We start from the raw sequence: 11,912 nt of genomic DNA, 5'->3' as shown, positions 1-11,912 counted from the left end.
CGAGCGGACGGGTGTCAGACCGGGCTTTGGCGCCCTTGCCATCTACTTATTCCAGCCAAGTTTGGTCAGGCACCAACCATCAGTGGTGATCAACTCCTCAATAGAGCTCCGCCTTTACAAGATCTGCCTCCAGCTCGCTGATCAGCAATGGGTTCGACATCCATTTACTCAGCACCTCGCGCGGTGGAGCGGATTCCGACAGGCCGGATCGTTCGGCCAGACTACGCCAAGTCCTTCTTGCTTCATCCTTGTCGCCCAGCATTGCCGTCGACAAAATATAGCTTATCTCCAGTCCAGGTGTGGTGCCCGGCGCCGAGTCCATATATTGTGATGATAGCCGCTGGGCCGCTTTTGCGTCCCCGCGGCGAAATTTTTGCATCGCCAAAGTTGCAGCGACAACCAGATCGGCATCGGGATCCATTTGCAAAGCCCTCGTCGAATAGGCTTCGCCCTCCGGCATTCTGCATGCCAGCATATATAAGCCCAAATAGCCCATTATTCTGGAATTCAGTGGATTGAGCCGGACCGCGCGTCCCCCCCAGGCCACGCCTCTGCGACAGTCACCTTCAAAAAATGCGCTCTGGGCAACGGCAAATGTTGCTGAGGCACTATCATTGTCAAGTTTTGCGGCTTTCAGCGCGAAATCCCTGCTGATGCCGTCAATGTCATGCGGACCACCAAATTGCTCGGACAGATTTTTGGCGACAACAAGCATGCTCATCAAATAGGAGTCATTGGGAAACTGCTTCGCGGAAACCTCCATGCACTGCAAGGCAGGCGTCAGAAGTTCCTTGTCACGGTAACGCATGAATTGGTGAAATTGCAGCAGGCAGGGATATCCCGGGGAATAATCGCCACGATATTTCGACAGTTCTTGCTGGGCGATCTTTCCATGGGGACTGGCGATAGCAACAACGGCTTGGTCAAGATCAGCTTCCAGCGCTTCAATTGTTCCCACCTCTATCGGGCTGGACCAGATCACCTCTCTTGTAGCATTGTCGACGAGACGAAGCTGAATGCGATCCGCGGATGCATTATAAATTGAAGATTCGAGCAAATATTCGGCACCGTTCTGTCCATCTATATCTTCATCAACGACCCGCAATTGATCGAACCTCTTCAGAGCACCTATAAGATAACTATGGGTCATCTGGGTCTTGGCACGCGATGAAGAACGGGTAATATTTTCAGCCCCCTCCACGATGATCGCCGGATAAGAGATTGTGGTTTCTGTTGTCGGTGCCGTCTGCCTCGAATAGAAAAAGACCCCAATTGCCGCCAGCATAGCGACGATAATGAAGACCCAGATATAGTCGCGAACGACCGACAAAAAACGGCTAGCAAGGCCTGTTTTGACATCTGCCGTCTTGGTGGAGGCTACTGCAGTCCCGGACGGTGATCCAAGCGGCTTTTCAATATCCGGACGAGGGTTACCCAGCAAATGAGCCGTTGTTTCTATCGGTTCATTGGGTCCCAGAACGATCTCATAATTGTGAAACGGTATAGAAAGCCGTTTTTCACCGTTTTCGCGCAGATAAAAATGATCGAGCATCCGCCGGAGACGGCCGATCTGCACGCGGGGATAGCTGTCAATCTGGGTATCAAAACCATCATCACGATCCAAAGCGTCAACCGCGATGGCGTAAGCCGTCAATGGCTTTCTTTCTCCCTGCAATTTATAATCGACCAGAAAATGCAGCAACTTGCTCATAGTCGGAGAACGCGCAAATTCGGGATCGCAAAGCAGCCGGTCGCGTTCAAGGCAGAGTTGAAGTTTTTCTTCTTCGCTTAAAATTGGCAAGGTCCTCTCGTGCTAAGCAGCGACCTCCCCGATTTAACCTGTTTAGAGCAAGCGATGCTGTCAACTGCTAATAACCCGCTTCTCCCAATATGGTTCCAGAGCGGGGCAAGAATGCCTGAAAATCACGATGATTTCCGATCCTCAGGTGTGCTCAAGTCAACAAAGCAACCAAAGATTCCCAGAACCTTTCCGTCCCCGCCTATCTGGCAAGTGCCACGGGCCAGAACCGGAAGTTCATTTCCTTGCTCGGTAATGATTCGAGCGCGGAATTCGAAATCTTCACCTTCCTCAAGCGCAAGCTGAACAGCCGATTCAACCATATGTCGATCATTCGGATGATAATAACTAATCGCGTTTTCGAGCATCGGGTTGCCCAGAGATTGCCGACGTTCATGCATGTCAAAAATATAGTCCGACCATCTTACCACATTTGTCGCTGCATTCATATGCCAGGAACCAAAGCGGCCAACATCTTCTGAAATTTCAAGCGTCAGCTGGCAGCGTTCGAGTTCAACTCCAACAGACCTCAAGTCAGCCTTTGTTTTTCGCAACCCAAAAACCAAAATGACAATGACGACACACAAGGCCAATGCCAGTGAATATGATAAATAGACTGACAACATAGACCGACCACATCCCCGCATCTCAACGGGATTATTTCCCATTGTGACGACCATCAATTTAGTGCTGCAGTATTTTTTTAGCAAAGTCAGCACAATTTTGGTAAATTCCTGAATCGGACAATATTGCAATGATGACTAAAAAGTTCTTAATATTGATATGGTTTCGCGATATTAATGCATAACTTCGATCCTGTTATATAGCAAAATTCCGGTGACGATCACGAGAAGCCTCTGCCAGGGCCAAACAACATCGCGAGCATGTAACGGCTGGATCCGTTACGGAATAACCGGAAAAAGAGCTCAGATACTCAGCTAAGGGGAGATTTGGCGGCAGCCCGCTCTTCATCAAACGCGCGCAATACGATCGTGCCGATCGATAATGGGACATCATTGGCATCGCGAATGCTTACTTTGTAGAAAAATTTCGATGTGGCTTTGAACTGAACGAGAGCTTCAGTTGCTGTATCCACTTTATCAATCAAGATTTCCTTATCCCGATCATCATGTCCGATAACCTGATAAGGCAAAAAATTTGATGGAGAATCAATGGTATCCGCTGCTTCTTCACCGCGGTTGAGGGCGACAAGATCGGGAGTTTCGATCTTGTCTGTCTTATAGAAAGTCGACAACCAAATCATCATGTCATCCAAAGGAAGTCGCTGAGAAAATACGATACCGACGCGATCGCCCAATTGCCAGCGCACGGCACCACTGATATCCAGTAAATCCGGTACGGACAGACGCAAGTTTTTACCCATCTCGAAAGAATAGTCTGTTCTTACACAAATACCCGCGGGCGAGATATCGCATATATCAGCGTGGATCAGTTGCGATCCCATATAGAGGTTGATCGGATACTGCATCGCTATACGCGGCAGACGTGGAACTCGCCCGGACTTGTCAGCGGTTGGTTTGGATAATGTCTCTGCAACGTTGATGGGCTCAAAAAACTCGACGCCGGCCTGTGACTCGTTACGCCACCGCACTGTGCCGGTCAGTTCTTGGTCTTCGTTCAAAATAGCCGAGATTTGCTTCCCCAGATCAAAATTGGAATGCACTTCAACCATCATGCCGGTGGCAGAGAGATTTTTGATGAAGCCCCACCCTTCGCCGGATTCTGCTCTAATCTTGGCAAGGCGAAGCATCGCAATATGCCGATCCTGTTTCCGCCGTTCCGCTGGAGTCAAAACAAAATCGGCGGGCTCCGTCGGGGGTGTGACAGCTTGAATCGCATTTTTCATTTACTTGACTTTCATTCTGTAACGGATGGAGAAACGCTCATATTTTTCATTGACCGGCATCAGCGCACCGCGCGGACGGAGTTTGATATGAGTAACATTCTGATCAAATCCATCAGCATCAGCGACGGGAGTATAATCGAACGTCGCGCCACCATCGCTGGAAAATTCGATGGAATCCGTCAAACTGGCGAGGCCATCAAAGCCGAATTCCAGACCGCTATCATTATCGATGAAAGCAGCCGGTCCAGTGCCGGCCTGAGACAGATCCCCCACGAAAAGCGATAGCTGATCGGGGATCATATCGATAATGGCAAAGGATGTTGCAGGAGAAGCATTGTCCAACGGACCCGTCACGGAAACGGAATAGTCGACCAAGGCTCCCGGAACCGCCCGCGCGGCATCACCCATTCCGACCGGGCTGGTAACAATGCTGCTTGAAAGTGCGATGGCGACATTCTCGCCAGAACCGGCCTCCGCCAAGGATGGTGCTGGCGCAGCAAAATACGCCAGCGCGATGGCCAACGGGAGAATATGCGGACGCCGTGTCTCACATAGCTCCTGAACGCCAGATCCTGTCTTTGTTTCCTCATATTCCGTGAGGGATTTCAGCATAGAATTTTCCATATTTTCCTGCTTACTGTAATTCTATCAAGTGTAATTCGCACGATTCAGCAATGCCGTGATCAGCCTCGACACCTGTCAGATTCGTGCAGTCACGATGTGTCGTGCGTCTCAGGACAGTCAGTGTGTTGTCATATGGTTTGGCTGCAGCCTGCGCTGTAGCAATCATTGTGAACGGCTTGAGGACTCTTGCGCTCGCTACAACGGTAGCACGGCCATTTCCCTTAACAATCGGATCCGTCTGCTTTGCTTCAGATGCCAGTGCGGGCAAGCCAGTCAAGGCCAGGACAGATAATATAGCTAGCGGAACGAATTTCGCGCAGCACAATGAGCGCAAAAAAACGACATTCCGTTCTACCAATATTGATCCGGTTGACTGCATGAAACTTCCCACAACTTACGTGCAAGCGGGAAGCACTCGGGCGTCTGTCCGAAGGTGGAGCGGATAATTTTCATTATCCACTCCACCAGGAAACAGTCGATACGATACTGACCAGAATATCGCACCAACGCCGGGACAACTGTGGTGCTTGATTGGGTTACCACAGACCAGAGCCGAGTTGCCCCACTTGCCCATCCTTTCTGTCGAAACATCGGGATGTTATGCAGTTAGATACGGCTATTGTTACAGTATGTTACGGCGTCGTACTTGTAACCATCTATATTTAAAGGATTATATTTTTAAACGTGTAGCCTTAGGTCACGAGCATTAACTCTTTCTTCATACAGGTTATTATCTCGTTTACACTGTATCATGCCGACGGGTGACATTTGAACACATTTCGAAGCGCACTTCTCCTGTATCAATCAATGTGCAAGCACGACCGGTTATGGAATCTGCTTGGTTGGCTGGTTTTACCAACGGGATTGCACGACCATTTTGACTTCGTCAAAACGCCCCGGGCAAGACCTAAATGATCGAGTTCACCTCTGCCCGGTTAATCGCGACGGCAGCCAGAATGGATTGTGCAAAACTGTGCAGAGTATCATCCCGCGCGCCCATGATGACAATGCGGTCGCCCGCTCGCGCAATCGCGGCTATTCTGTCGCCACAATCCTCTCGTGTAGCGAAATATTCTGCCGTGCCACCCGCAGCGGCTATCGCATCAACGATCGATTCACTGCCAAGCGTCCGATCGACGGTGCCGCCGAAATATACCGGATCGCACAATATGACACGATCATCGCCGTTGAGATATTCGCTAAAAACCCCGGCAAGCTCTGCACCCATTTTTTGGATCGGTCCAAATCCGTGCGGTTGAAAGAAAGCAATAACCCGGCCAGGAAAAGCCTTCAGGGTGGCAAGAGTCGCGGCAATCTTGTCGGGATTATGACCGAAATCGTCGATCACGCTAATCTCGTTCTCTGTTCCGACGATATCAAATCGGCGAGCCAGACCCTTAAACGTTTCAATCGCCGCTATCGCAGTGTCGATCGGCACGCCGTTCGCACAACAAGCCGCAACGGCTGCCAGTGCATTGGCGATGTTATGCTTGCCCGGTACTTGTAGAGATATCCGGTGATCTGCACCGTCAGTCCGCAAGGTGAAGCTGCTGCCAAGCGATTGCTCCTGGACTTGCACAGCCCGAAAGTCGGAACCTTCGGAAAATCCGAAGCTGGATGATTTTGCCAAACGGCAAGAGGCAACCAGCATGCGCGATTCTTCGTCATCATGGTTCCAGATCGCATGCCGGGACTTCGCTATGAAATCGCCGAACAATATTCTCAGCTCTTCAAGGCTCTTGTGATCCAGACTGACATTGTTGAGCACCGCTATGTCAGGGTCGAACAGAGCGATCGAACCATCGCTTTCGTCGACTTCGCTGACCATCAAATCGCCATTGCCGACGCGGGAACTGGCAAAAGGGGCGTCGTCATTGACAAAATTCTTCATCACCGCGCCGTTCATGATCGTCGGATCACGGCCCGCCTCGGTCAATATCCAGCCGATCATTCCGGTGACAGTGGACTTGCCGCTGGTGCCGCCGACCGCGATGCTCTGCGGCACCGCATTGAAATGCTCTGCCAGTAGCTCGGCCCTCGTCATTCGTTTGCAACCGAGTGCGATGGCTTGTGCGACATCCGGTACACTGTCTTCGATCGCGGCAGAGGCTATCAATATCTGGCGTCCATCAACCAAGCCGCTGCCATCCTGCTGGAACAGCTTGATTCCGCCATCCTGCAGCCATCGGAATTTATCAGCCAGTCGCCCCTGGTCCAGCGCCCGGTCGGACCCTGCGACCTGCGCACCCGCCGCTTTGACAATCATCGCCAGAGGCAACATTCCGGAACCGCCGATTCCACAAAAATAATAGGATTTGTCTTCACTCATTTTTTCGCGCTATTGCTTCTCGATCTATTTGGCAATGGCGCAAGGAACAAAATCAATCTCTTCAACCCTACGCATCGGTATTTGTGCGCCGTCGACTCCGTTTTCACAGACAGGGGCCGAACGTGTCCTCGCGCTTGCCGCAAAGAGCCATCCGGAAGCGGAATTGATATTCGACGAGCAGTGCTTTTTCGAGCACGGACATTTTGCAGGCAGCGACGAACAAAGGCTCGACAGTTTCGTCGCCCTGGCTAACGATCCGACTATCGACGCCATCTGGTTTGCCCGCGGCGGCTATGGTGCCGCACGGATTGCGGAATCCGCGATTACTCGACTGGACAGCAACGCGAACCGCAAGACATATCTCGGATATAGCGATGCGGGCAATATGCTGGCCGCACTCTATCGAGCAGGCATTGGAGCGGTCGCCCATGGCCCCATGCCTTCCGATATCGCCAGAACCGGCGGCGAGGACGCCATAAGGAGAGCTTTGGACTGGATCGTTCATAAAAAGCCGGATGCCCTCGAGCCAGACCTGAACCCCGGCCACAAGCACGCTGCGTTCAATCTTATGACGCTTGCGATGATGACCGGAACAAGGCTGATGCCCGATCTGCGAGATCATATTCTGATCATCGAGGAAATATCCGAATATTTATATGCCTTTGACCGCGCGATGTTTCATCTATGCAGCAATTTGACGGATCACGGCCTGACCGGCATCAGATTGGGTCGCGTCAGCGATATTCCCGAGAATGACCGCCCCTTTGGCGAAGACGCGGAAGCGATTGCCGAGCGATGGTCCCGGCAGAATGGTATCGCCTTCCTGGGCCGGTCAGATATCGGCCATGATGCCCGGAACCGCGTTGTACCGTTTGGAACATTCGACATCTGAGATATCAGCAGGAACAGACCGGTCCTGCCTTCAGCACCCAGCCTGAATTCAAGAAGCTTTTTCAATGTCTACATTGTCTCGCTCGTGAACAAACTCCGGTACCAGCGACTTGAGCAATGTTACGGCAGTTCTCGGATCCCGGCAGTCTATCAGGCTCACAATTAGCTCATTTAAAGAATCTGCCGCAATATAGGTTTCATGCGCCTTCATAATGCGTGCATGCTGCGTCGGTTGCGGATCATTTCCGATGATCAGTTCTTCATAGAGTTTTTCGCCCGCCCGTAGGCCAACTTCGACAATTTCGATATCGCCTTCAGGGTTACTATCGTCCCGAACCGTCAACCCCGATAACCGGACCATCGTTTCGGCGAGATCGAGAATCCTTACGGATTTGCCCATATCAAGCACGAAAACTTCGCCACCCTTGGCCATGCCTGCCGCTTGAATAACCAGCTGAGCCGCCTCCGGAATAGTCATGAAATATCGGGTGACGTTGCGATCCGTCAGAGTGATCGGGCCACCCTGTTCGATTTGATTGCGAAACAGAGGTACCACAGAACCGCTGGAACCCAGGACATTGCCAAACCGGACCATGGAAAACCTGGTCGAGCCATTTTTCTCGGCGAAATTCTGAATTACCTGTTCAGCCGCGCGCTTCGACGCGCCCATCACATTGGTCGGCCGCACCGCTTTGTCGGTGCTGATGAGGATAAAATCGCTGACCCCTGCGTCTTCCGCGGCCGCCGCCAGGGTTTGCGTGCCCAATATATTATTGCGAATGCCTTCTACAGGATTGGCCTCGACGAGCGGCACATGCTTATATGCTGCCGCATGGAACACCGTATCCGGCTGCCACAGGCTGAATATTTCCCGTAGCCTGACTGTATCAACAACCGAGCCCAGAGCCGGTATCAGCTCCAGTTTTGTTTTGCTTTGCGTTACCAGCAATTCCCGCAGTTCTTTTTCGATCTGGTAGAGCGAATATTCTGACAGATCCAATAATATCAGGCGATGGGCTCCCGACTTCGCGATCTGCCGGCAAAGCTCCCCGCCGATAGACCCCCCTGCTCCCGTCACCAAAACTGTCTTGCCGACAATCGTCCGCCCGAACAGCAACTCATTCGGCCTCACGGGCTCGCGACCAAGCAAGTCTTCGATCTCGAGTTCACGGATATCGCTGAAGGAAACCTTACCCGCAATGATCGCTTTCATGTCCGGCAATGTCTGGACGTGGACTTTAAAGGCGCGAATTTGATCGACAATCTGGCGGCGTTTTTTCCGGTTGATCGAGGGCAGCGCCAACAAGATATCCGTAATCTCGCGCTTCTTGATCAGTTCCGGCAGATGCTCGCTCCAGAAGACCCTATATCCATCAAGTCTTTGGCCATCGAGGCGGCGATCATCATCGACATAACCACATAACCGCATGCCAGGTTCAGATCGCATGGAGGTGGCGAGTTGTTGTCCGGCGCTACCGGCACCATAGATCAGAACATTTTTAACCTCGCCCGCAAAGCGATTGCGGCCAAGAATATCGATCATCAGATATCTTGCCGCGATTCTGACAAAGCCGACCATGATGAAAAACACCACGGGTTGAATAACCCCGATTGTTCGCGGCACGCCGTCCAAGCCGACCATGATGAATATAAATGCAACCAGGACAGAATATATCGCGAAAGCGCGGACAAGGGTCTTCATCATACCAGTGCCAGCGTAGCGGAAAATTGCGCGATAAACTCCGCTCAGAACAAAGACGGGGACCATCGTCAAAAGACAAATCAGCAGGATTTTCTGTACGGCAATATCCCACAGCACCCACACGCCAATGCGAAGAGAATAGGCAATCCAGATCGACTGCACGCACAATAAAATGTCGAGCAGGAACACAATCGTCTTTTTCTTCCAGCGTGCAAGCTGGGCAATTCTCTCTAATAACAATGTGATAACAGTTGTGATATTTTCGATCATTTACTTCTCAAAGCTGACATTCCGTTTACAGACATGTGACGCCAAATGGCTATTTATCGATCAGAGTCGAATAGGCCAAGCACTTTAAAAATACTTATCTACCCGCTAATTGTCATGATTTTCTGATGTTGGATTTGAATCATCATGCCTTTCGATCGCTATTTAAAGATACATTCACATCATCCTTTGCAAAAGGCGAACTAGCATGAACGAGCAGCGATGAACTTGACCTAGATTAACCTACGGGCCACAAGCCGCCAGATTTTTCATGATTAGACTGCAAATATTCGAGGAAATTTAATGAAAATTGCAATGATTGGTTCGGGCTATGTTGGCCTGGTTTCCGGCGCCTGTTTCGCTGATTTCGGCCATGATGTAGTGTGCGTCGACAAAGACAAAAACAAAATATCGAACCTCGACAAAAATGTCATGCCGATTTTCGAACCCGGTCTCGCCGATTTGGTTAAACGCAATGTTGATGCCGAACGTCTGTCTTTTTCAACCGATCTGACGGCTTCGGTGAAAGACTGTGACGCAATCTTTATCGCCGTGGGGACCCCTTCCCGCAGAGGCGATGGTCATGCTGACCTCAGCTATGTCTATGCGGCCAGCGAAGAAATCGCGGATGCCATTACCAAACGGACCGTGATCATAACCAAATCAACCGTTCCTGTGGGAACCGGTGACGAAGTTGAGCATATACTCGAGAAGAAGCAACCACGGGAGCAGTTCGCAGTGGTTTCCAATCCCGAGTTCCTGCGTGAAGGCGCCGCCATCCGTGATTTCAAACAGCCCGACCGTATCGTTATCGGTACAGAAGATGATTGGGCAAAAGACGTGATGACCGAGATTTACCGCCCGCTGTTCCTCAATCAATCACCAATATTGTTTACCGGACGGCGCACTGCGGAACTGATCAAATATGCCGCGAATGCCTTTCTGGCGACAAAAATCACGTTCATCAATGAAATCGCCGATTTGTGCGAGAAAGTTGGCGCCGACGTCCAGGAAGTTTCCCGGGGGATCGGCCTCGACAACCGGATAGGATCGAAATTCCTGCACGCTGGCCCGGGATATGGCGGCAGCTGTTTTCCCAAAGACACGCTGGCTTTGATGAAAACGGCGCAGGACAATGATAGTCCGGTTCGCATCGTCGAAGCCGTGGTGCAAGTGAATGACCAGCGCAAACGCGCCATGGGTCGCAAGGTCATTCATGCGCTCGGCGGTGATGCGCGGGGGAAAAAAGTGGCTCTGCTCGGCCTTACATTCAAGCCCAATACCGACGACATGCGAGACGCTCCATCGATCGCCATCGCACAAACATTGGTCGATGGTGGAGCCGACGTGACTGCATATGATCCCGAAGGCATGAAACTGGCGAAAGAGATCATGCCGGAAGTCGAGATGACGAATAGCAGCTATGATGCTGCAAAAGATGCGGATGCGGTCGTCATCGTGACTGAATGGGATGCATTTCGCGCGCTGGATCTTGAAAAACTCGCACAAGTCATGAAAGGTAACGTGCTGGTCGATTTGCGGAATATATATAATCCCGCAGAAGTTGCGCAGATCGGTTTGGCATATACAAGCGTCGGGCGAAACCAGTGAGCCTTGATATCAGGTCATGAAGCTAAAACGGAAATTCGTTGAGAAACCTTGGGGTCAGGAAATATTGCCTGATATTTTTGGTGCCGTAAGTGGACGGAAAATTGGAGAAATCTGGTTTGAAGCTCCGAAAACTATCACCCCTCAACTCATGACTAAATATCTTTTCACTAGTGAAAAGCTCTCCATTCAGGTGCACCCCAACGACCGGCAGGCACGGAGGCTTGGCTTGCCGCACGGTAAAGCAGAATGCTGGTATATATTGGACGCAAAACCAGACGCCGTATTGGGCCTGGGTTTAAAAAAGCCCGTAAGCGCTACCAAGCTAAGAACTGCCGCAATATTGGGAGAGATAGAGCAGCTCATTGAATGGAAGCCGACCCAAAAAGGTGACTTCTACTACGTGCCGCCGGGAACGATCCATGCGATTGGCCCCGGCATTTCACTGGTGGAAATTCAGCAAAACATCGATGTCACCTATCGCATTTACGACTACGGGCGCCCGCGCGAACTTCACCTCGAGGAAGCGATGGCGGCAGTCAAACTATCATCTTATGACCCGAAATATAGTCTGGAAATTCCGGCGGACAAATCGACCCGTCTTCCGGTTGGCGCGGCATTCGAATTATTCCAGATCATCGGTACTGACGATCAGATATTGTCACAAACTGCGAGCAAGGAATGGCAGGTCATCCCTCTGGAAGGATCTACCAATGTTCGCGGAAAACTGATCAAGGCCGGCGAATGTGGTATATGCCCGCAATTGTCTGATATAGACTTCTCCAATAATGAAAAATCCCTTGTCGCCTGTATAGTGCCGTGAGAT

The 11,912-nt window shown here is 51.1% G+C and carries 9 protein-coding genes; 3 read left to right on the top strand and 6 right to left on the bottom strand.

Going from position 1 to position 11,912, the window contains the following annotated elements; genetic code table 11:
* Nucleotides 1-97: 97 nt before the first annotated feature.
* From AACZ86_RS09330 to AACZ86_RS09310, 5 genes are all read right to left on the bottom strand, one after another.
* Complete coding sequence (locus AACZ86_RS09330) at nucleotides 98-1,711, bottom strand: hypothetical protein (RefSeq protein ID WP_339691714.1); 1,614 nt, start codon at nucleotides 1,709-1,711, stop codon at nucleotides 98-100.
* A 212-nt stretch (nucleotides 1,712-1,923) separates the two neighbouring features.
* Nucleotides 1,924-2,517 (bottom strand): PAS domain-containing protein, encoded by a 594-nt coding sequence (locus AACZ86_RS09325; RefSeq protein WP_339691711.1) that lies wholly within the window; start codon nucleotides 2,515-2,517, stop codon nucleotides 1,924-1,926.
* A gap of 215 nt (nucleotides 2,518-2,732) precedes the next feature.
* Nucleotides 2,733-3,665, bottom strand: a complete 933-nt coding sequence (locus AACZ86_RS09320; protein WP_339691709.1) for a PilZ domain-containing protein — start codon at nucleotides 3,663-3,665, stop codon at nucleotides 2,733-2,735.
* On the bottom strand, nucleotides 3,666-4,277 hold the full coding sequence (locus tag AACZ86_RS09315; RefSeq protein ID WP_339691707.1) for a hypothetical protein: 612 nt from the start codon (nucleotides 4,275-4,277) through the stop codon (nucleotides 3,666-3,668).
* 919 nt (nucleotides 4,278-5,196) lie between these two features.
* Complete coding sequence (locus AACZ86_RS09310) at nucleotides 5,197-6,618, bottom strand: Mur ligase family protein (protein WP_339691706.1); 1,422 nt, start codon at nucleotides 6,616-6,618, stop codon at nucleotides 5,197-5,199.
* 34 nt (nucleotides 6,619-6,652) lie between these two features.
* Here AACZ86_RS09310 and AACZ86_RS09305 point away from each other — a divergent pair, with 34 nt between their 5' ends.
* On the top strand, nucleotides 6,653-7,510 hold the full coding sequence (locus AACZ86_RS09305) for an LD-carboxypeptidase (protein ID WP_339691703.1): 858 nt from the start codon (nucleotides 6,653-6,655) through the stop codon (nucleotides 7,508-7,510).
* Between the two features lie 48 nt (nucleotides 7,511-7,558).
* On the opposite strand, the gene AACZ86_RS09300 is transcribed toward AACZ86_RS09305, so the two are convergent.
* The gene (locus AACZ86_RS09300; RefSeq protein ID WP_339691701.1) at nucleotides 7,559-9,481 is read right to left on the bottom strand and encodes a nucleoside-diphosphate sugar epimerase/dehydratase; all 1,923 of its coding nucleotides are present in this window, start codon (nucleotides 9,479-9,481) and stop codon (nucleotides 7,559-7,561) included.
* Between the two features lie 300 nt (nucleotides 9,482-9,781).
* Between AACZ86_RS09300 and AACZ86_RS09295 the strand changes: the two genes are divergently transcribed.
* On the top strand, nucleotides 9,782-11,089 hold the full coding sequence (locus tag AACZ86_RS09295; protein WP_339691699.1) for a UDP-glucose/GDP-mannose dehydrogenase family protein: 1,308 nt from the start codon (nucleotides 9,782-9,784) through the stop codon (nucleotides 11,087-11,089).
* A gap of 64 nt (nucleotides 11,090-11,153) precedes the next feature.
* Nucleotides 11,154-11,909, top strand: a complete 756-nt coding sequence (locus AACZ86_RS09290) for a class I mannose-6-phosphate isomerase (protein ID WP_339691698.1) — start codon at nucleotides 11,154-11,156, stop codon at nucleotides 11,907-11,909.
* The last annotated feature ends 3 nt before the right edge of the window (nucleotides 11,910-11,912 follow it).

This window comes from uncultured Parasphingorhabdus sp., from assembly GCF_963975735.1.
GTDB lineage: Bacteria > Pseudomonadota > Alphaproteobacteria > Sphingomonadales > Sphingomonadaceae > Parasphingorhabdus.
The sequence above is the reverse complement of the archived record's forward strand: the minus strand, read 5'-3'. Positions and strand labels throughout refer to the sequence as shown.

Bases quoted from the DNA above. Each gene is read 5' to 3' on its own strand.
- AACZ86_RS09330 (WP_339691714.1), bottom strand. From the start codon at position 1,711: ATGAGCAAGTTGCTGCATTTTCTGGTCGATTATAAATTGCAGGGAGAA.
- AACZ86_RS09320 (WP_339691709.1), bottom strand. From the start codon at position 3,665: ATGAAAAATGCGATTCAAGCTGTCACACCCCCGACGGAGCCCGCCGAT.
- AACZ86_RS09315 (WP_339691707.1), bottom strand. From the start codon at position 4,277: ATGCTGAAATCCCTCACGGAATATGAGGAAACAAAGACAGGATCTGGC.
- AACZ86_RS09310 (WP_339691706.1), bottom strand. From the start codon at position 6,618: ATGAGTGAAGACAAATCCTATTATTTTTGTGGAATCGGCGGTTCCGGA.
- AACZ86_RS09305 (WP_339691703.1), top strand. From the start codon at position 6,653: ATGGCGCAAGGAACAAAATCAATCTCTTCAACCCTACGCATCGGTATT.
- AACZ86_RS09300 (WP_339691701.1), bottom strand. From the start codon at position 9,481: ATGATCGAAAATATCACAACTGTTATCACATTGTTATTAGAGAGAATT.
- AACZ86_RS09295 (WP_339691699.1), top strand. From the start codon at position 9,782: ATGAAAATTGCAATGATTGGTTCGGGCTATGTTGGCCTGGTTTCCGGC.